The organism is Bacillus sp. V3B (assembly GCF_024494465.1).
Taxonomy (GTDB): Bacteria; Bacillota; Bacilli; order Bacillales; family Cytobacillaceae; genus Bacillus_BD.
Map to the genome: position 1 here is coordinate 1 of NZ_JAETXM010000020.1, position 21,438 is coordinate 21,438.

Genomic DNA, 21,438 nt, shown 5'->3' on the forward strand with positions numbered 1-21,438 from the left:
AAAAAAAGAGCATCTGAATGAGGTGCTCTTTTTTTCATTAAGAAAAAATTTCCGGTGTTGTAATCTTTTTTAATTTTTGTAAATAATACTTGTACTTAGGATCATGTGTATCAGTAACAATCATATCTCTTTCACAATCACTGCAAATAAACGATGTATATAAATGTATCCCCTTCAATTTGTTTTCCTCACAAACGACACATTGCTCTCCTCTTTGTTCTTCTGTTAATGAGTCCAATTTGTTCACCTCCATATCCCTATTTTGCCCAATATTGAATTACTGTATACAATATTTGAAAAATTCGATCATATAGATTACTTGATTAATATTGTATGTAGACCATTACAAATGTTTGTATGTCTTATTAAATTCTTTTATATAAGAATCGACAGATTCAAGTTTTACTGTTGATGTTATACGCTGTTTGATACAATAAATGAGGAAATAAGAGTTCTTCTTATAAGTAGCTCTCTAATCTACATGTTTAACCATTTTTAAAGTTGAGGTACGGTGAAAAATGAATCAATCAAGAACACCTTTATATGATCAACTTGTTTTACATACTGCAAAAGAACCCATTTCTCTTCATGTTCCTGGGCATAAATATGGAATAGTATTTAATGAACAAAAACATGCTTATTTTCGAGAGTTTCTAAAATTAGATACAACTGAGCTAACTGGCTTAGACGATCTTCACTCTCCAGAAGGTGTTATATTAGAAGCAGAGAATCTCCTTTCACAATTATATAGTGTTGAAAGAAGTTTCTTTCTTGTGAACGGTACGACAGTTGGCAATTTAGCAATGATGATGGCCACATTAAAAGAAAATGATGTTGTTCTTGTACAACGTAATTGTCATAAATCTGTGTTAAATGGCATTGAACTAACCCAGGCAAAAGCCGTTTTTCTTGATCCTGTTTTCCATAGTGAGTGGGGTGTAACAGGGGGAGTATCTACAGGGATTATTCAAGAAGCACTTAATAGATATTCAAATGTAAAAGCCATTATACTGACGTATCCAAACTATTATGGAATAGCAAATGAAAGTGAATTAGAAAAGATTATTAGATTAGCGCATGCAAGATGTATTCCTGTACTTGTCGATGAGGCACACGGCGCTCACTTTATTAGTGGGGGTTGTTTCCCCAAGTCAGCCTTGCAGCTAGGTGCCGATATTGTCGTGCAGTCTGCTCATAAAACATTGCCAGCAATGACAATGGGATCTTTTCTTCATTTTAATAGCAAACTAATTCCTGTTAAGTCTGTAGAAAAATATCTTCGCATTTTGCAATCGAGTAGTCCCTCTTATCCGATTATGGCTTCACTTGATCTTGCTAGAAGTTATTTAGCCTATTATACAGATGAAGATCATGTTTATCTTGCAGATCAAATCCAGCATTTTAAAGAAAAGCTAATGGAACTAGATAGTATAAAAATATTAGGCTATGAGAATAAAGGTGATTTATTAAAAGTCACATTACAGACAACTACTATTTTTAGTGGATTCCAAATGCAGGCTGCCTTTGAAAAGCAAGGGATATTCACAGAGTTAGCTGATCCTTACAACGTTTTACTTATACTACCTTTATTAAAGGACAAGCGTGATTTTCCTTTTAATCAAATAATAGAGGGAATAGATCGTTCATTAAAAAATGTAAAGCATAAAAAAAAGATGGTAAAAATAGGAGACTACAAGCCGACGATTTCGACATTAGCTATTAGCCATGAGGAAATGAAACAATCGAAGATAAGAAAGGTTTCTCTAACCGATGCACTTGGAGAAGTTGCAGCTGAAACCATTATTCCTTATCCTCCAGGTATACCTTTATTATTTCCCGGGGAACGTATTACATTATCTATTATTGAACAAATTAAATACTTAGTGGAACTAGGTGCAAAATTTCAAGGTAGTAAGCATGTTTATCAGAGTCAATTACATATATTCACTAATGAAAAGTAGTTAAAAAGTTGGAGGTTCATCGTGAAAAAAGGAATATTTATTACAATTGAAGGGCCTGAAGGGGCCGGTAAAACAACTATTATCGAAATGCTTATGGAAAAGTTCCAATCAGAAGGATACCCCATTATTAGTACAAGAGAACCAGGTGGAATTGACATTTCTGAGCAAATCAGAGGTGTGATTTTAGATAAAAATAATACGGCAATGGATGCAAGAACAGAAGCCTTACTGTATGCGGCCGCTCGTAGACAGCATTTAGTTGAAAAAGTTGTACCTGCTTTAGAGAAAGGTTATATCGTGTTATGCGATCGATTTATTGATAGTTCACTTGCTTATCAAGGCTTTGCTCGAGGATTAGGGATTGAAGAAGTGTACTCAATTAATAAATTTGCAATTGAAAATAAGATGCCAGTGGCTACTTTTTATTTTGATATCAATCCAGAAAAGGGACTAGAAAGAATAAATAAAAATAAAGGAAGAGAAATTAATCGACTCGACTTAGAAAGCCTTGAATTTCATCGCAAAGTGCGTGAAGGATATCGGATATTAACTAAGAAATACTGTGATCGTATTATTGAAATAGATGCGTCGCAACCAGTGCAAAATGTATTTGAATCAGTAGCGACTAGTATGATAAACATCATTCAACAAAATGGATAAGAAAAAGGCGTCTCCATCCTGCTCAGAATGGAGACGCTTTTTTATTGGCTATAGTTTTAGTTCTACATGATGATCTTGTCCATCGTCAGATAATTCAATATAGGGGCCTTCCTTTTTGAAATTATCCGAAGATGGGATTTCATGGTCATCTAATTTCAAGTAGAGTTCTTTATTAGATCTATCTGTTTCATTTTTAACATTGATTATATAACATGTTTTACCAAAGCGATAAGTAGCTGTAAAGCCAGGCCAATCACTAGGAATACGAGGGTCGATATAAAGTCGTTCTCCACGACGCTTGATCCCAAGAATCCACTCAATTCCAGCCTGATACATCCAGCTTGCAGCACCTGTATACCATGTCCATCCTGCGTGCCCCTCGTTAGGTACCGCTGTATAAACATCTGCTGCCATAACGTAAGGTTCTCCTACATACTTCCGTACTTCATGATCTGTACGAGTATGATTGATCGGATTTAGCATGTTGAACAACTCTAGTGCTTTCTCGCCTTGTCCAAGCTGAGAAAAAGCAACAATCCCCCAAATAACACCATGCGTATATTGAGCCCCATTTTCTCTAATTCCTGGTGGGTATCCTTGAATATATCCAGGACTTGGATCCGTTTTATCAAAAGCAGGGGTTAACAGACGAATGATGGAAAGGTCTCGATCCACTAGTTCTCGATCGAATGATTTCATCGCTTGAATAGCACGATCCTTTGGAGCCGCCCCAGAGATAACAGACCATGCTTGGGCAATAGCGTCTATGCGACATTCCTCATTTTCAATAGAACCTAACCAGTTTCCTGTATCTGTAAAGGCACGGCGATACCATTGACCATCCCAACCATACTTATTAAGCGAAATGACTAATTGATCGTAAGCTTTCTGATAAGCTTTTTTCTTTTCAATATCACCATGTTTTTGACAAATATCCATGAAACGTTGTAACACATCGCAAATAAACCATCCAAGCCATATGCTTTCACCGCGGCCTTTGGCACCGACAAGATTCATCCCATCATTCCAATCACCCACACCCATTAGAGGCAATCCATGTTCACCTATACGTTGTAGTGCTCGATCAATTGCTCGCAAGCAATGCTCGTAAATGGTACCGGTTTGTGAAGAGCGTTGTGTAGGCTCATAACGTTCGTGTTCACCCTCACCAAGTGGTTCACTATAAAGAAATGGTGCTACTTCTTTCAAAATACTTTGATCAGCTGTCTGTTCAATATACCGTGAAGTATTATAAGGCAACCACAGTAAATCATCTGAGAATAAGGTCCGTATACCTCGTTCTGTCTCTTCATGCCACCAGTGTTGTACATCACCTTCTTCATATTGATGGGATGCGTGTAATAGAATTTGCTTTCTTGCCATTTCCGGCATCGTGTGTAGCAATGCCAGCGAATCCTGTAATTGATCACGAAAACCGTAGGCCCCTCCTGCTTGATAAAAAGCAGATCTAGCCCACATTCGACAGGCAAGAGACTGATATAATAACCAGCCGTTCAAGAGAATATCCATTTCCTGCGATGGGGTTGAAACATGAATCTGATCTAAATGGTGATCCCAAAAATTGGCTACCTCTTTCAAAGCTTCTTCACAAACAGAAGGTTGGCTATAGTTCTTCACTAAACTTAAGACAGTCTCAGTCGATTCCTCACAGCCAAGTAGAATATAAATAACCTGTTCGCTCTCACGATTTAGAGTAAGCTTACTCTGAATAGCACCACAAGTTTCGGAGAACGTGCCTGTCCGATAGGATAGATGTACACGATCCATAGCAGCTGGATGCTCAATACTGCCATTTCGGCCGATAAATTCATTACGGTCTGCTGTCCACGATAGTTCTTGAGAAATCTCTGACTTTTCATCGGATGGTGACAGTTGAGGATAAATCCCCAAAAAGGCAGTTGCATCTCGGAAAGTCTCCTGATACGTGTTTTGCGCTATCATCACATTTGCTGAATCGTTCCACTCTGTCACGATATGGGGTGCATTGTTTTGTCTCTGTACACCTAATACCCATTCTGCATAATAGGTTAAAGAAATTTCTCTTTTCTCAGATGTATCGTTTTGTAATTTTACTCTTATAATTTTTACCGGATCATTCAGTGGAACATAAACAGTCATTTCCTGTTTGATTCCGTTCCTTTCGTGATCAAAACGAGTAAATCCTCGGCCATGCGTTACCGTATATGGTGCAGATGAATGAGCTGGAGATGGAGTAAGAGACCACACCTCACCGCTGGCCTCATCTCTCACATAGGCAGTTTCAGTGGGTGGATCGAGCACAGGATCGTTAGACCACGGCGTCAATTTTAATTCACGGCTATTTTTCCACCACGTGTAGCCTGTACCCATCTCAGATATAAGACAACCGAATTTAGGGTTGGCAAGGACATTAATCCATGGAGCCGGTAGATGATTTCCATTGTTCATTAAGATTCGATATTCTTTTCCATCAGGAGAAAATCCACCCCAACCGTTGAAAAATAACCATTCCTTCGTAGCCTCCAACTGTTTTTGTAGCCCAGATACAGGATATTTTTTCTGAGAAGTGCTCGGAATCAACTTTTCTGGGAATGTATCCTGAATTTTATTAATCTTAGGCAATCGTATTTGAGCCGCTATACTTGCTCCGCCTGCACGTAATATGACACGAGCAACAGCCAGCAATAAGTTCGTATCCTCTTGATTCAACTGGTTGGTAGCAATGGCATATACACCGGATAGGCCTTCGCCAAATCGGTCAACACCATGTTCAGCTGCTCTTTGAAGCGCTTCCTGCAAATTCTGATGATATCCTCCTGCAGACTCATTCAGAATGACAAGTTCGAATGCAATACCAAGTCGGCGTAAGTATTCATGACCTGTCAACATCTTGATAATAAACGGCATATTGTTTTGATCTTCTATACGTACAAGTATAATCGGACGATCTCCTGATATGCCAAATGACCAAAGACCTGACTGCCCTTTTGTATTCATTAAAATACTATTTTCTTGATCTTTCCGAAGGGGAGGACGATACAATATATGACCAGCTAATGATTGAAAGTCATTTGCTTCACGACTTGTTAAATGTAAATTTCGTAATTCAATCTGTCCTCGGTTCCATGCCATTTGAAAGGTTCGTTCAACTGCTTGATCAGGTTCAAATCTGCGAACAATATCAATGGCTTCTTCCTTTGTCTCACTAACTGAGGTAATCGCTACTAATTGGATTTGTTCACCTGGCTTAATACTGATGCGTCGTCTCATCACAAAGGCTGGATCTGCTACTGATCCTACTTTTCCACGTAAGCGAGTACGGATTCCTTGTGGTTCTGAAAGTTGATGTCCACGACCAATAAAGCTAGACCGATCGGTTTCGTACTCGATGGATCCGAGTGTATTGCCATCTACCATAAGAGAATGGGCCGACCATAGTGTATGGTCCTTCTGTTCGCGAGGTCTTCTCCCAGCTACAAGACATCCTGATTTAGTATCAAAGGCTGTACGAATAAAAAGTTTACTAAAAGCTGTATGTGCATCATCAGCAATAGGATTAGCCAAAGCCAATTCAACAAAGGTCGTAACTTCTAAAACCTTCTTTTCTTGACCTGTGTTTGTCAAAGATATTCGACGAACTTCCGCATCCCATTCGGGTGAAACGCAAATCTCCATACTTGTTTTCACATCTTCATCACTGCGCATAAAAGTGGCTCTGTCTAACCCAAATTGTACACGTTGATCCGATGATTCCACTTGGCAAGGATTGTATGATGGGGACCACAGTTTATCTTTTGTTATATCCCTAATATATACATAGCTACCCCACGGATCCATGACAGGATCTTCTCTCCATCTTGTGATAGACAAGCCTTTGTACTTACTTAACCCGCTGCCTGTGTTTGATACTACTGTTGTAAATGCACCATTAGAAAGAACACTAACCTCTGGAACGGTTGTGTCTGGAGATGTATACTCCCTTAGTGTTGTGACATCTTGTACCACTTTTGTAAATGGATCATGTTCACGTTGCATGGCAGGATGTTTAATTAATTTAGGCCTTTTTGGAATTCTCTCTTGCAGAAGCAACTCTGCAGAACGCACTTGTTTGTTACGATGGAATCGTTCATACATTGTTTTTGGCAGAAGAAGGTTACTAATCGTAAGCATGCTCATCCCTTGATGATGCGCCATAAAACTTTGAATGACTTTATGTTGACTTCCTTTAGGTAACCGTTCTGGAGTGAAATCCAGGGCCTCATAAAACCCATACTTGCCACGACCATTCAATTGTTCCATTCTTTTTAAGGAATCAAGTGACTTATGTTTAGCGAAAGGTAATGCTAGTATGGTTGCATAAGGTGCAACGACCAGATCTTGTTCAAGTCCTCTCTTGAAACCAAGTCCTGGTACTCCAAACGCTCTATACTGGTAATTCATCTGATAATCAAAAGCATGGTAACCAGACTCAGAGATACCGAACGGAACCCCTCGTTGTCGTGCGTATTCAATTTGACGTTCGACGACTCCCTTATAGGTGCTTTCCCATAACGTATTCCGGTATGTACGCATAAACAACCATGGCATTAAGTACTCAAACATGGTACCTGACCAAGACAGTAATATAGGACGTTTTCCTGCCTTTGTCATTGTTCGTCCAAGTGCGTGCCAATGGGATACAGATATTTGCCCAAGTGCTATCGCAATAAAGCTTGCCTGCCTTGCCTCAGAAGCCATCAGATCATAAAGGACCTCATCACGTTCAAAGCGTTCGGCATGATAGCCTAATGAAAATAACTTTGCTTTATGGTCATATAACGGTCGGAAATCTGTCCCTTGAGTTAACTTTTCAATACGATCAAGAAGACGATTAGCACGGTCCGACCAACTCTTCTTATGAGTCTGTTGGAGACTTTCAGAGATTCCAGGTGTAAGTTCTTCCGAAAAAGCAATATGAAGTGATGGGTCTTGATAAACATGACCAGACTGTTTGTCTATTTGATTGTAGGATCTAAGCCACTCTGTTAAACCCTCTTCCACGGTTATAAAACAACCAACTAAGTTACCTGAATCAACTGTAGATACGTACTTGGGAGATAAGGGCTTTAATGTTGTCGTGTCATACCAGTTGTAAAGATGTCCTTCCCACTTTTCCAACTTTTCAATGGTATCTACTGTACGTTCTAACCGTTCAATCAACCCAGGCGTATCAATAAATCCGAAATCCCGAGCTGCCAGTGTACAGGAAAGATACAATCCGATGTTGGTAGGCGAAGTACGATGTGCTATACCGTTCGGTGGATCCATTTGTACATTATCTGGCGGTAACCAATTTTCCTTTTCTGTTACATAATCTTCATAAAAAGACCAAACTTGTTGGGAAAGGTTACGTAACTCCTCCGTTTCCTCGCTAGAAAAGGATACACTCTCCTGTCTGGATGGTTTGTTTAGCCACTGTATAACAAAAGGAGCACAAACCCATATACCAATAAGTATAAAGCCAATAATCTGTATGATCCTATTATCACTTAAGAATGTTGCAGCCAAAAATAGAAAGACAAGAACATAACCTCCATATATACCTAAGAGAGGAGGAGACTCGCTTTGTTCATTGTTACGATCCTCTTCAGCTGAGGCAACCCATTCAAGTAATCGACGTTTAGAGATAAATAATCGATATAGGGTCCTGATAATAGCATCCAATAATAAGACACTCTGAAAGGGGAGTGTGATAATGGTAACGAATACCTGTCCTGTTGTGTATAATATACTTCGCGTGTGCTTATAGACGGCTTGAAGCGTAGCCAATTGACGAAGTACGGGTAAAAATAATGTGGCCAAAACGATAGCAATCCAGCGTAAGGGAGAACTAGGAAGTATCGTTAAAGCGAATAAAAGTATAAGAAAAAGAATTGGTGAGAGTAAACTACGGCGGAGGTTGTCTACAATCTGCCAGCGTGTCAATAGAGATAAATCTATTGGTAGTAGGTCTCCTCTTCGATTATAGGCTTTGGGTAATAGCCACAATAATAGTTGCCAATCCCCGCGAACCCAACGATGTAGCCTTTTTTGATATGCACTAAACCGGGATGGATGAACATCTATTAATTCAATATCAGAAATTAATCCTGTACGTAGAAATCCCCCCTCTAGTAAATCATGGCTCAATACTCGATTTTCTGGAATCCGCTCACACAACACTTGATAAAAGGTATCTACATCAAATATTCCTTTTCCAGTAAAAATACCCTGCCCGAGTCCATCTTGATAAACATCGGAAACAGCAAAGGCGTATGGATCGATTCCGGGATCGGAGGACCATAAGTTTGCTAAGCGGGACCTCATAGTCGATTCATGACTCATTCCGATTTTAGGTTGAAGTACACCATAGCCTTCTACTACTCTGGTCTGCTTTTCGTTTAGTCTTGGTCGATTGAAAGGCAAATGCATGGTTCCAATCATTCTGTGTGCACTCTCTAATGGAAGCTGCGTATCAGAATCAAGGGTAATAATATAACGAATCTGATCTAGAGATGACACATCGCCTTCTATCACATTGAAACTCGTATCCTTTTTTCCCTTTAACAGTTCAACAAACTCTACTAGCTTGCCTCGTTTTCTCTCCCAACCCATCCAAGTACCTTCAGATGGATTCCATCGTCTTTTTCGCTGAAACAAATAGAATGAATGATTCTGATAGGTGCGATTTAATCGGTTAATTGCTTCTTTTGCAGTCTTTATAATTGTTTCATCCTGTTTGAGATTCTCTGTTTCTGCATCCTTAAAGTCACCCAAAAGGGCAAAGTAAAGATTAGCTTCCCTGTTTGCCAAATAATGCAATTCAAGCCGTTCGGTTAATTCCTCCACTTCCTCCACGGTCGACCAGATAATAGGAATGACAACCATTGTCGTGGCTTCAGATGGTATTTCCTTGGAAAAATCGTATTTTAACAGTGGAACAGGATGTTTTATTCGTTCAATGAACCAATGTGTCGCTGAAACCGACCACTCCATCGCAGGAAATGAAAGAATGGTGATCATAAACACCCATTCAAGAGGCGTCAAAAATTCATTCCATCCAATCAATATGGAAAAACCAATTAGTGAGACGGTGAAAAATCCGGCTAACATGTTAAAATAGGTTCCTGTAGGACGACGTAATAAACCTGTTTCTGGTAGTATTCTCGGTTTCCCACATTTCTTCAGTCCTTGTCGTAAGGCCTCCACGCCATCTGGCTCTAACAAATAATAAGAAACAGATGCTTGACGAGGAAATTGTTCCTCAGGGCTATCTTTGACATACTCATCTGCAAGCTTCACCGCCTCTGTAGCAACAAGGTTTTCTGGAAGATTTAAGCGTTGGCTAAGCCGCTCTATCCTTTTCAGAAGTGTGCTCCGACTAGAGGAATCTAATAGAGCATATAAACCTGAAACTTCCGCGCGTAACGTTTGTTCCACAAGGCTGATCTGTTCGAACGGTTCATGCCAATCTAAACGAGAAAGCTTGCGTAAGCTTCCGATGACATTGCCTGTAGACAATCCATAAGTAGCTTGAAGTTGATATTCGTAAGACAATATTTGATCTAAACTCTCTGGGCCGTTCTCCAATTTGCATATGAGCCACTCACCAACGGTTGCCGTATAGTCGGCACGTTCTCGAAGATGTGTTACTAAATGAACAATCATCGGACCGGAGAGAGGCATTTCATGTCCAGCCTCTTCTAACGATTGATTAAGCTTTTCAGGTGTTATTTCCGCTGTTTGGATACTCGAGAGTAACTCCTCAACCAATGTGCAGATTTTATGGCGTTCCCTTAATGTATTCATAATTCCAGCCAGATGATGAAATAAAGAAATCCGCATGATCATTGGGAGTGCCCATACTTCAGCAATAGTTAAAACGGATACTTCTTGATAAGAACGAACATATGAAATGAAGGAGTCCATATTCAAATTACCGTCAGCATATTTCATGTAATCTGTACAGATAGAGAAAATTCTAGGCTCACCTGTTTTTTTTAGGTGTGGCAAGATATTTATTAATTTTTTGGATAGCTCTTGTTTGATAACAAGGGCTTGTTCCTCTAAGAATTCAGCATTATCTAGCAACCATTCTTCCGCTGGTTGCGAACACGAGGAGCGTTTTTCGCGTAGTTCTTCTATAAATATACGCAAATTCTGGATGTCTGATTTACTGACCCTCCAAAAACGCCTTACTGGCTTTCGGCTAATGAAAGGGTCATGATTCAATGCTGATTTATGTGCCTCTTCCCTAAGCCGTTCTATATTTAATACCACATTGATTCCCCTCCAAAAATAGCATTTCATAAAATAATCGTACTACTAAAATCTTCCCAAATTGGTTGGGGAATATGCATAAAAGGTTTAGTTAATAAAGGATCCCGCTAAGGAAATTGTCACTTTAAGATAGAAAATAGGCTAGAGAATGGTCTGTTTTCATTAGGAGTCGTACGGTATTTTTTTATTAAAAAGATGCTAATAATAAAGAATATCAGGCTAGCTTTATTAAAAATTATTGTTTCATGGGGAAGTCGAATTAGAATCATATCGATAAGCTATGTTTGTTAACAAGATAACTGTTATAATAAAAATGTTATTTCTTCTAAATAGAATAACTTTACCAATAGTGGCAATAAAGGAGCAGTGGATATATGAAATTTATTCCACTCATATTCAAAATAAAATTGGTAAAGTAAAAGGACTATTTATTAATTTATAGAGGTAAGTGAGTGATAGCTTTGGCAAAAACATGGAAAGAGCTTGAAGAGATACAACCTGTTGTGTCAAGAATGCTGGAAAATAGTATAAAAAAGGAAAGACTTGCTCACGCTTATCTATTTGAAGGAATGAGGGGAACCGGAAAACGGGAGACAGGAACATTACTAGCAAAAAGTTTATTTTGCCTGTCTAGAAAAGACCATTTTATCCCTTGTGAGAAATGCAACAACTGCAAGAGGATTGATCATGGAAATCACCCTGATATTCATCTAGTTGAACCTGACGGGCAATCCATTAAAAAGCATCAAATCCAAATGTTACAAGAAGAATTTTCCAAAACGGGTGTAGAATCAAACCAAAAGTTATATATGATTATTCATGCTGACCGGATGACTGTTAATGCAGCTAATAGCCTGCTTAAATTTTTAGAAGAGCCTTTTCAACAAACCTATGCGATTCTCATTACGGAGCAGACACAGAGAATATTGCCGACTATTCTTTCTCGTTGTCAATCATTGTCGTTTAAACCGTTATCAAGTGAACACTTAGTTCGTAAGCTTGTAGAAATGGGGATACCGCCTCAAAAAGCACCTATTATTGCTCAACTTACCAATAATTTAGATGAAGCGTTAGCGTTAAACAATGACGATTGGTTTGCACAAGCACAAAAAATAGTGGTAAAATTATATGAAGTGCTTAAGAAAGATTCTCTTGAAGCATTAGTATATCTTCAAGAAGAATGGTTCTTGCATTTTAAAGATAAAGAACAATTGGATCGTGGACTAGATCTTTTACTTCTTATTTTTAAGGATTTATTATATATACAGATTGGAAAGCATGAGCAAGCTGTTAATATAAGTGAGATTTCGCATTTAGAGCAGTATGCTTTGCAAACTTCAGGGCGGCGTTTAGCAGATCAAATGACAGCAATATTGGAGGCGAAAAAAAAGCTGCATGCCAATATGAATCCACAGTTATTAATGGAGCAGCTTGTGCTTAGATTGCAGGAGGGATCTTCACTTGTATAATGTTGTAGGTGTACGCTTTAAAAAAGCGGGTAAAATATATTATTTTGATCCCGAAGATTTCTTGATTCAAAAAAATGACTATGTTATCGTCGAAACGGCAAGGGGAATTGAGTACGGAAAAGTTGTCATTGCCCCAAAACAAGTAGATGAAAATGATGTCGTCCTTCCTTTAAAAAAGGTTTTAAGAATTGCGGATCAAAAGGATCGCATGATTGTTGAAGAAAATAAAGTAGCTGCAAAAGAGGCTTATGATGTTTGTAGTGAAAAAGTAACCATACATCAATTGGATATGAAATTAGTAGATGTTGAATATACATTTGATCGTAATAAAATTATTTTTTACTTTACAGCTGATGGTAGGGTTGACTTTCGTGAACTTGTAAAAGATTTAGCTGCGATCTTTCGGACAAGAATTGAACTTCGGCAAATTGGTGTTCGTGATGAGGCAAAGATGCTTGGTGGAATAGGACCTTGTGGAAGAATGCTATGCTGCTCGACTTTTTTAGGTGATTTTGAACCTGTCTCTATTAAAATGGCAAAAGATCAAAATCTATCACTCAATCCAACTAAAATCTCCGGATTATGCGGACGGTTGATGTGCTGTTTAAAATATGAAAATGATGAATATGAAACAGCAAAGGAATTATTACCAGATCTTGGACAGTGGATTGAAACTCCTTTAGGTTCAGGAAAAGTAGTAGGTATCAACATACTTGAACGTTTGCTTCAAGTAGAGATTCCAAAGCAGGAGCGTGTGTTAGAATATACACTAGATGAAATTATTAAAGAAGGTGCTGTTTCGGTACAATCCACAGACTAATGAGGTGGAATCAGTGGATAAAAAAGAAATCTTTGATTCAGTTAGTAATATGGAAGAGCAAATTGGACATTTGTACCAGCAACTTGGTGAGTTAAAACAGCATTTAGCGGAAGTCCTTGAGGAAAATAACTCTTTGAAGCTGGAAAATGAACATTTAAGACGCCATCTTGAAGAAATAACGGAAAATGTAGAACAGAAAAAGAATCATAAGAAGGATAAAAAAAAGAATCAGTCTACTGATTTTAGAATTACTGATGTAGGTGAAGGGTATGATAACCTTGCTCGTCTTTATCAGGAGGGTTTTCATATTTGTAATCTTCAGTTTGGTAGTCCTCGAACAGAAGGGGATTGTATTTTCTGCTTATCCTTTTTGAATAAAAAATAATGGTCAGCCTTCCTATATTTTTGGGAAGGCTATTTTTAAAAACTACATGAAAGATACAGTTGCGCAGTCTAGCCGCTTCCACATTTCATGAAAGGAGACATATTGTGGTTGAGTTAATAGGAGATGAAAGACTAGATTATTTATTAGCTGAAAAAATGAGAATCATTCAAAGTCCTTCTGTATTTTCCTTTTCCCTTGATGCGGTTCTTTTAGCGAGATTTGTTTATGTTCCGATTCAAAAAGGGAATTTGCTTGATCTGTGTACTGGGAATGGAGTGATCCCACTATTCTTAAGCCTGCGAACAAAAGGCCAGATTACAGGAGTAGAGATTCAGGAAAGGCTGTTTGATATGGCCATTCGCAGTATTGAATTGAATGGGCTGAGTGATCGTTTACATATGATTCATGGTGATATAAAGGAAATGCCCAAAAAGCTTGGGTTTGGTAAATATGATGTTGTCACATGTAATCCTCCTTATTTTATTACCCCCTCATCAGAGGAAATAAATGAAAATGAACATTTAGCGATTGCTCGTCATGAAATACTGTGTACATTGGAAGATGCAATCCGTGCTTCAAGTCAACTTGTAAGGCAAGGGGGAAAAGTGGCTTTTGTGCATCGTTCAGGTCGTTTGATTGATATCATTTCTTTAATGAGGCAATATAAACTTGAACCGAAGAGGCTTCAATTTGTTTATCCAAAGTCAGGTAAGGAAGCGAATACCTTACTAATTGAAGCAATAAAGGGAGGGAAATCGGATTTGAAAATTCTACCTCCGCTTACCGTGTATCAGGATGATAATGAACATACCTCTGAGATGAGGACGATTTTGTATGGAGAATAAAGAACATTATTTTTATGTATTATCCTGTAGAGATGGTAGTCTTTATGCGGGTTATACAAATAATATACCGAGAAGGCTGAAGCTTCATAATGAAGGAAAAGGAGCAAAATATACACGAGGAAGAGGTCCTGTAAAACTTGTATTTTCAAAGCCATTTTCGACTAAAGGTGAGGCATTAAAGGCAGAATATGCTTTTAAGCAGTTAAATCGTAAACAGAAACAAGAATACTTCATAAAAGAGGGTACATATGTGGCAGCAGAAGAGCTTTGATCAAGAGCAAATAAAAGGAATACTATATCTTGTGCCAACCCCAATTGGCAACCTGGAAGATATGAGCTTTCGGGCTATAAGGATACTAAAAGAAGCGGATTATATTGCGGCTGAAGATACACGAAATTCAAAGAAGCTTTGTCATTATTTTGAGATTGATACACCTCTCATGAGTTATCATGAACATAATAAAGAGACCAGCGGACGGAAAATTATCCATTTGTTGAAAGAAGGAGCAAAGATTGCTCTAATCAGTGATGCCGGTTTACCGACTATATCGGACCCAGGCTTCGAATTAGTTGTTGCAGCGGTTGAAGAAGAGCTTACGGTTGTTCCTCTTCCCGGAGCTAATGCAGCTTTAACTGCTTTAATTGCATCAGGTCTTCCAACCCAGCCCTTCTATTTCTTTGGATTTCTTGAACGACAAAAGAAAGAGAAACGGAGACAATTAGAAGAGCTAAAGAATATTCCAGCAACAACCATTATTTATGAAGCACCCCATCGTTTAAAAGAAACACTTATCTTAATCAATGAGGTGATGGGAGATAGAAAAATAGCATTATGCAGAGAACTCACAAAAAGATATGAAGAATTTATTAGAGGTCTAGCATCAGAATTAATCGAATGGGCTACAGAAGAAACGGTCCGTGGAGAGTTTTGTTTAATTATTGAAAAAGGTGAATTAGTTTCTAACCAGGAGACTAATCTTTGGTGGGAAGAGTTATCCGCCCGAGAGCATGTAGAGCATTATATAGCAGTAAAAGGACTGAGTACAAAAGAAGCGATCAAGCAAACGGCTAAAGATCGAAGTGTAAATCGGCGGGATATTTATCATATGTATCATGTGGTAGAAGAAGAGGAATAAAACAAAAAAAGCTTCCCTGTAAGGAGAAGCTTTTTTTGTTTTATTATTTTGCCACATCAAAGTTATCTTGAATTTCTTTTACGAGCTGTTCTGCACCTTCACGACTTAAAATTAATTTACCGCCTACTAATTTTAAGTTATCGTCTGAAACTTCACCAGTGACTTGACATGTCATGTTTGGTTTGTATTTTTTTAGGATAATGCGATCATCATCAACATAAATTTCTAATGCATCCTTTTCAGCAATACCAAGAGTACGTCTTAATTCAATAGGAATAACTACGCGACCTAATTCATCAACTTTACGAACAATACCTGTAGATTTCATTATATTCTCCACTCCATTTTTTATATTTATCTATCTCTCTATTATCTTTATATGTTCGTCATAATTCGACAAAATTATTATGTTTATTATAATAACAACTTTTCCAATAAACGTCAATTGATTTATTTTTGTATTTAATAGTAATTATTTCCATATTATATATTCAACTATATCAACATTTAACTTCATTCAGCAGAAGTCCTCCACTTCTGTAAGTGGGGGATGAATGCAAAAAGCTCTCTGATTCAGTGGGGGTTCAAACCCCGACTGAATGAAGTTAAGCCTCCGGCGGATGCCTCGGATTTTTTAAAGGTAATTGATCGAGCGAGCTCGATAAAAATCCGGGCGCAAATTCGGCGGGGCGAATTTGATTAGGTTTCGTAAAAAATAACTGTTGTTTTTGTAAAGAATATTTTTTAGTGTACGATTTATTTTTATGACTTATTTCGACTATTTTAGACATTTACTGTCGAAAATAGGTCTCATATCACGCTTGTATTATTAGACTTTATAACTAGGAAGCTAAATTGGATAAATAAAACTATACCTCTAACTTCGTCTAAATAGTTCTTTAGTCGATGATGAGGTGAAAGGGCAAACCTCACCCTTGACTCGTCTTATGCTTGTTGGACTTGCATAGGATGTGCTGACGTCAACGTTCGCTACAGGACGTGGCGGTTTTTAGTCGAAGTTCCTCTATTAAGCAGCTTGCACATTTCTTATTGCATTAATTTTGATTTTTAGGTATATTTTGATGGTGATTGAGGTTATATTGACGGTGTTCATACTTAATATTGGAGCGTTTTAGGGCTCGAAAATGCTGTGAAATGTCCTTGTCCCGTTAGGATGGGGCTTTTTTTGAGTATAAATTTTTATTTGTTTTGGAAAATATTTTGCGGGTTCTTTTTAAAGAGATATAATGAAAGATGGTAAAAGAGGCAGACTGCTGAATATAAAGGAGGAATATATATAATGGGAGAAAAAAAGAAAACTTTTTATCTAACGACTCCTATCTATTATCCAAGTGGAAATCTACATATCGGACATGCATATACAACGGTTGCTGGGGACGCGATGGCAAGGTATAAGCGCTTGCGTGGTTATGATGTCATGTATTTAACAGGTACTGATGAACATGGTCAAAAAATACAACAAAAAGCACAAGAAAAGGGAGTGACTTCCCAACAATATGTGGATGAAATTGTTTCAGGAATTCAAAAACTTTGGGAGAAATTAGATATATCATATGATGATTTTATTCGTACAACTGAAGATCGTCATAAACAATTAGTCTCTCAAATATTTGAACAGCTATTAGAACAAGGTGATATTTACTTAGGTGAATATGAAGGATGGTATTGTACACCATGTGAATCGTATTTTACAGAGCTTCAATTAACAGAAGAGGGAAATTGTCCTGACTGTGGTAGATCTGTTGAGAAAGTAAAAGAAGAATCATACTTTTTTAAAGTAAGTAAATACGCAGATCGATTGCTTGAATTTTACGAATCAAATCCTGGATTTATCCAACCTGAATCACGGAAAAATGAAATGATTAATAACTTCATTAAGCCAGGTTTAGAGGACTTAGCTGTTTCAAGAACAACTTTTGACTGGGGAATTAACGTTCCAAGCAATCCGAAGCATGTCATTTATGTTTGGATCGATGCGTTAACCAATTATATTACAGCCCTTGGCTATGGGACAGATGATAACTCTAAATATTTAAATTATTGGCCAGCAGATGTACACTTAGTCGGGAAGGAGATTGTACGCTTCCATACGATCTATTGGCCAATCATGTTAATGGCACTGGATCTACCATTACCGAAAAAAGTATTTGCGCATGGCTGGTTGTTAATGAAGGATGGAAAAATGTCTAAATCAAAAGGAAATGTCGTTGATCCAGTTACCTTAATTGACCGCTATGGTCTTGATGCTTTACGTTATTATCTATTAAGAGAAGTGCCTTTTGGAGCTGATGGTGTATTCACACCAGAGGGATTTGTTGATCGAATCAATTTCGATCTTGCCAATGATTTAGGTAATTTACTTAATCGTACAATTGCTATGATCAATAAATACTTTGAGGGTACGATCCCAGCTTATAAAGGGTCAACAGGCGAATTTGAGCAATCTTTACTTGAAATAAATAAAACTACAGTGAAGAAGTATGAAGACGCAATGGAAAAGATGGAGTTCTCCGTTTCCTTAACCGCAATTTGGCAACTAGTAAGCCGTACCAATAAGTATATTGATGAGACTCAACCTTGGCAATTGGCAAAAGAAGAGGGAGACCGACAAAAACTAGCAGATGTAATGGTTCATTTAGCAGAATCACTACGTAGAATAGCGGTCATGCTCCAGCCATTTTTAACTCAAGCACCAAAAGCAATCTTTGCTCAGCTTGGAATTGAAAAAGATCTATTGACTACATGGGATAGTTTGGGCGAATTTGGTTTAATTGATGAAGGCACAAAGGTGATGAAAGGGAATCCTATTTTCCCGCGTCTTGATCTTGAAGAAGAAGTGAGTTTTATTAAACAGAAAATGCAAGGAACAGATTCTAAATCTGAAGAAAAGAAACAAGAAAAAGTAGAATCTAAAACAGAAACAGAAGAAATTACAATCGATGATTTCATGAAGGTAGATTTACGTGTCGCAGAAGTAATAGAGGTTGAACCTGTTAAAAAAGCAGATAAATTATTAAAACTGCAATTAAATTTAGGTTATGAAACACGTCAAGTTGTATCAGGGATTGCTCAGTACTATAAACCAGAAGATTTAGTTGGCCAAAGAGTTATATGTGTGACAAACTTAAAGCCAGTTAAATTAAGAGGCGAATTATCGCAAGGAATGATTTTGGCAGGTAGTCAAGATGGAAAATTAGCATTAGCGACTGTCCCACAATCATTACCACTTGGATCGAAAGTAAAATAAAGAAAACTTATGCTATCAGTGGGGTGTGTTCATCTTCCATTGATAGCTAGTTGCCTTTATCGTACCCACCTTCCTTGATACTTTTAAAGTTTTAAGGTTAGGTGAGGAAATATTGTCGAAAAGTGTTTCACGTGGAACAACACGTGAAGCATTTTTGCATATAGGAAACACTTTTTTAGCCTATTATTTAATAGAGGTGGCTTTTGAATAAATCGATTTTATACTAGTTTCTTCTATATATCAATTTATATAGAAATGAAATAAATGTAACATAAAAATAATATTTGTTATAAAAGGAGGCTTTTCATGTTATTTGATACACATGTTCATTTAAATGCAGATCAATTTGAAGAGGATCTATCAGAAGTAATTGAGAGGGCAATTGAGGCTGAAGTGGAACGGATGGTCGTTGTTGGATTTGATCGCCCAACGATTCAAAAAGCGATTGAACTTATTGAAGCATATGATTTTATTTACGCGAGTATAGGCTGGCATCCTGTTGATGCTATTGATATGACGGATGCAGATTTAGATTGGATTGAGGAATTGTCCTCTCACCCAAAAGTTGTGGCACTAGGAGAAATGGGTTTAGATTACTATTGGGATAAGTCACCAAAAGACATTCAACAAGATGTATTGAGGAAGCAAATCCGGCTTGCTAAAAAAGTGAAACTGCCTATTATTATTCATAATCGTGAAGCAACGTCTGATCTTGTTACAATTTTAAAAGAAGAAGATGCTCAAGAGGTTGGCGGCATTATGCACTGTTTTAGCGGAAGTGTAGAGATAGCTAAGGAATGCATGGAAATGAACTTCTATATTTCGCTCGGGGGTCCAGTTACATTTAAAAATGCTAAAAAGCCTAAAGAGGTAGCAAAGGAAATTCCATTAGACAAACTGTTAATAGAAACAGACTGTCCGTATTTAGCTCCTCATCCTTACAGAGGAAAAAGAAATGAGCCAGCCTATGTTAAATTGGTGGCAGAACAGATTGCTGAACTTAAAGAGATCTCGTTGGATGAAGTAGCAAAGAAAACAACTGAAAATGCAAAAAAAATATTCGACATAAACTGATAAAAGCTTTTGTCGATTTCAAAAGGATATTGTCCTACTATTATCGATTTTAGTAGGTTCTATACGTCTCCTCTTTCTCATAGGATAATTGTGTCGATAAGTCTCTCTTTACTTTTTTAATAAATATTTTGCATAATAGGAAATGGATTTGAGAAAGACAGAAGAGTTGACAGTCGGCAAGATAGTTTATATAATCACACGAAGAGAAAAGGAGGCGTTTTTCATTTGGATTAAAAGTATGAAAAACCTATTTTCCAAGTTTTTAAACACCAAAAAATGGGGTATTTTAATTGCAAGTTTCATAGTTTTATTAACGACAACAGGCTTTATTACATATGAAACTACGAAAAATACAGTTGCTCTCACCCTTGATGGCGAAGAAAAGGTCACTAAAACACACGCCAAAACGATTCAAGAAGTACTTGAAGAATTAGATATATCGCTTCAATCAAAAGACTATGTGTCCCCTTCGAGAGACTCAAAGGTAACAAATAATAGTAAAATTGTTTGGAAGCCGGCAAAACAGGTTCAATTATCAAAAGAAAATGAGAAAGAATCTGTTTGGACGACAGCTGAGACAGTTGAGGATTTCTTAAAGGAACAAAATATTGTCCTAAACGAGCATGATCAAGTAAAGCCGAAGCCTGATACGATGTTGGAAAAAGATATGGATATCATTGTAAATAAGGCATTCCCACTCACATTAGTTGATGGAGGAGAGAAGAAGGAAGTTTGGTCCACTTCGACTACGGTCGCTGACTTTTTAACGCAGCAAGAAATTACTTTAACAGAATTAGACAGGGTTGAACCAGAGTTAGTCGAAACTGTTACGGAGAATGGCGTCGTTAACGTTATTCGAGTAGAAAAGGTCACCGATGTAGTGGAAGAACCAATAAGCTTTGCGGTAGTTACTCAAAAGGATGAGAATCTAGCAAAAGGAACAGAGAAAGTTATTACACGAGGTCAAGAAGGACTCATGTCAAAAGAGTTTGAAGTAACGAAGGAAAATGGCAAAGAGATTTCCCGGGTGTTACTGAATGAAAAAAATTAAAAGAGAAACAAGATAAAGTTGTAGCCGTTGGTGCAAAAGCCAAACCTATACAGGTTGCTTCTCGTGGTAGTGAAAGTGGAAAAGAAATATATGTCACATCTACTGCTTATACGGCAAGTTGCAATGGTTGTTCTGGAACTACCGCTACTGGGATTAATCTTCATGCTAATCCAAACTCAAAGGTAATTGCAGTGGACCCTAGTGTGATTCCACTTGGGACAAAGGTTTATGTTGAGGGCTATGGCTATGCCGTTGCCGCAGATACAGGATCTGCCATAAAAGGCAATAAAATCGATGTGTTTTTCCCATCAAAGCAGACAGCTTACCAATGGGGAAGAAAAACAGTAAAAATCAAAGTATTAAATTAATAGGCTATGCAGGGGATCCCATTCCGCTGCATTTTTTTCTTTTTCCTTTTTAAGCTATAATAAAGTGAATCATTTATTTCTCAATTATATATAGACGTTTATT

Annotated in this window: 13 protein-coding genes and 1 pseudogene; 11 read left to right on the forward strand and 3 right to left on the reverse strand. The window is 37.6% G+C overall.

What is annotated here, in order from left to right:
• Positions 1-37: 37 nt before the first annotated feature.
• Positions 38-253, reverse strand: a complete 216-nt coding sequence (locus tag JMM81_RS17555; protein WP_256242863.1) for a sigma factor G inhibitor Gin — start codon at positions 251-253, stop codon at positions 38-40.
• A gap of 265 nt (positions 254-518) precedes the next feature.
• Between JMM81_RS17555 and JMM81_RS17560 the strand changes: the two genes are divergently transcribed.
• Together JMM81_RS17560 and tmk are read left to right on the forward strand one after the other, a co-directional pair.
• A complete protein-coding gene (locus tag JMM81_RS17560; RefSeq protein ID WP_256242864.1) occupies positions 519-1,961 on the forward strand; it encodes an aminotransferase class I/II-fold pyridoxal phosphate-dependent enzyme in 1,443 nt (480 codons plus the stop codon).
• 21 nt (positions 1,962-1,982) lie between these two features.
• Complete coding sequence (gene tmk / locus JMM81_RS17565) at positions 1,983-2,621, forward strand: dTMP kinase (RefSeq protein WP_256242865.1); 639 nt, start codon at positions 1,983-1,985, stop codon at positions 2,619-2,621.
• A gap of 48 nt (positions 2,622-2,669) precedes the next feature.
• On the opposite strand, the gene JMM81_RS17570 is transcribed toward tmk, so the two are convergent.
• Positions 2,670-10,949 (reverse strand): glycoside hydrolase family 94 protein, encoded by an 8,280-nt coding sequence (locus JMM81_RS17570; protein WP_483862175.1) that lies wholly within the window; start codon positions 10,947-10,949, stop codon positions 2,670-2,672.
• Between the two features lie 431 nt (positions 10,950-11,380).
• Between JMM81_RS17570 and holB the strand changes: the two genes are divergently transcribed.
• The 6 genes from holB to rsmI all read left to right on the forward strand — a co-directional run bounded on the left by holB (position 11,381) and on the right by rsmI (position 15,574).
• Positions 11,381-12,388: a DNA polymerase III subunit delta' gene (gene holB, locus JMM81_RS17575; protein WP_256242867.1), complete on the forward strand. Its 1,008-nt coding sequence runs from the start codon at positions 11,381-11,383 to the stop codon at positions 12,386-12,388.
• The gene (locus JMM81_RS17580) at positions 12,381-13,208 is read left to right on the forward strand and encodes a PSP1 domain-containing protein (RefSeq protein WP_256242868.1); all 828 of its coding nucleotides are present in this window, start codon (positions 12,381-12,383) and stop codon (positions 13,206-13,208) included. The genes holB and JMM81_RS17580 overlap by 8 nt, the downstream gene beginning before the upstream one ends.
• A 13-nt stretch (positions 13,209-13,221) precedes the next feature.
• Positions 13,222-13,593: a DNA replication initiation control protein YabA gene (yabA, locus tag JMM81_RS17585; protein WP_256242869.1), complete on the forward strand. Its 372-nt coding sequence runs from the start codon at positions 13,222-13,224 to the stop codon at positions 13,591-13,593.
• Positions 13,594-13,748: 155 nt separating this feature from the next.
• Positions 13,749-14,438, forward strand: a complete 690-nt coding sequence (locus JMM81_RS17590; protein ID WP_256242911.1) for a tRNA1(Val) (adenine(37)-N6)-methyltransferase — start codon at positions 13,749-13,751, stop codon at positions 14,436-14,438.
• A complete protein-coding gene (locus tag JMM81_RS17595; protein WP_256242870.1) occupies positions 14,428-14,709 on the forward strand; it encodes a GIY-YIG nuclease family protein in 282 nt (93 codons plus the stop codon). Before JMM81_RS17590 ends, JMM81_RS17595 begins: the two co-directional genes overlap by 11 nt.
• Positions 14,687-15,574 carry a 16S rRNA (cytidine(1402)-2'-O)-methyltransferase gene (gene rsmI / locus JMM81_RS17600; protein WP_256242871.1) on the forward strand — a complete coding sequence of 296 codons (888 nt, stop codon included), beginning with the start codon at positions 14,687-14,689 and terminating at the stop codon, positions 15,572-15,574. The genes JMM81_RS17595 and rsmI overlap by 23 nt, the downstream gene beginning before the upstream one ends.
• Positions 15,575-15,617: 43 nt before the next feature.
• Here rsmI and JMM81_RS17605 read toward each other — a convergent pair whose 3' ends face one another.
• Positions 15,618-15,902 carry a transition state genes transcriptional regulator AbrB gene (locus JMM81_RS17605; RefSeq protein WP_256242872.1) on the reverse strand — a complete coding sequence of 95 codons (285 nt, stop codon included), beginning with the start codon at positions 15,900-15,902 and terminating at the stop codon, positions 15,618-15,620.
• Positions 15,903-16,874: 972 nt separating this feature from the next.
• On the opposite strand from JMM81_RS17605, the gene metG reads away from it, so the two are divergent.
• From metG to JMM81_RS17620, 3 genes and pseudogenes are all read left to right on the forward strand, one after another.
• Entirely contained in the window at positions 16,875-18,842 is a 1,968-nt protein-coding gene (gene metG / locus JMM81_RS17610) for a methionine--tRNA ligase (protein ID WP_256242873.1), read from the forward strand.
• A 306-nt stretch (positions 18,843-19,148) separates the two neighbouring features.
• Positions 19,149-19,916, forward strand: coding sequence for a TatD family hydrolase (locus JMM81_RS17615; protein WP_256242874.1), 768 nt, complete (start codon positions 19,149-19,151; stop codon positions 19,914-19,916).
• A 238-nt stretch (positions 19,917-20,154) separates the two neighbouring features.
• A pseudogene (locus JMM81_RS17620) lies at positions 20,155-21,335 on the forward strand (ubiquitin-like domain-containing protein).
• Positions 21,336-21,438: the final 103 nt, after the last annotated feature.

Bases quoted from the DNA above. Each gene is read 5' to 3' on its own strand.
- JMM81_RS17555 (WP_256242863.1), bottom strand. From the start codon at position 253: ATGGAGGTGAACAAATTGGACTCATTAACAGAAGAACAAAGAGGAGAG.
- JMM81_RS17560 (WP_256242864.1), top strand. From the start codon at position 519: ATGAATCAATCAAGAACACCTTTATATGATCAACTTGTTTTACATACT.
- JMM81_RS17570 (WP_483862175.1), bottom strand. From the start codon at position 10,949: ATGAAATGCTATTTTTGGAGGGGAATCAATGTGGTATTAAATATAGAA.
- JMM81_RS17590 (WP_256242911.1), top strand. From the start codon at position 13,749: ATGAGAATCATTCAAAGTCCTTCTGTATTTTCCTTTTCCCTTGATGCG.
- JMM81_RS17595 (WP_256242870.1), top strand. From the start codon at position 14,428: ATGGAGAATAAAGAACATTATTTTTATGTATTATCCTGTAGAGATGGT.
- rsmI (WP_256242871.1), top strand. From the start codon at position 14,687: ATGTGGCAGCAGAAGAGCTTTGATCAAGAGCAAATAAAAGGAATACTA.
- JMM81_RS17605 (WP_256242872.1), bottom strand. From the start codon at position 15,902: ATGAAATCTACAGGTATTGTTCGTAAAGTTGATGAATTAGGTCGCGTA.
- metG (WP_256242873.1), top strand. From the start codon at position 16,875: ATGGGAGAAAAAAAGAAAACTTTTTATCTAACGACTCCTATCTATTAT.
- JMM81_RS17615 (WP_256242874.1), top strand. From the start codon at position 19,149: ATGTTATTTGATACACATGTTCATTTAAATGCAGATCAATTTGAAGAG.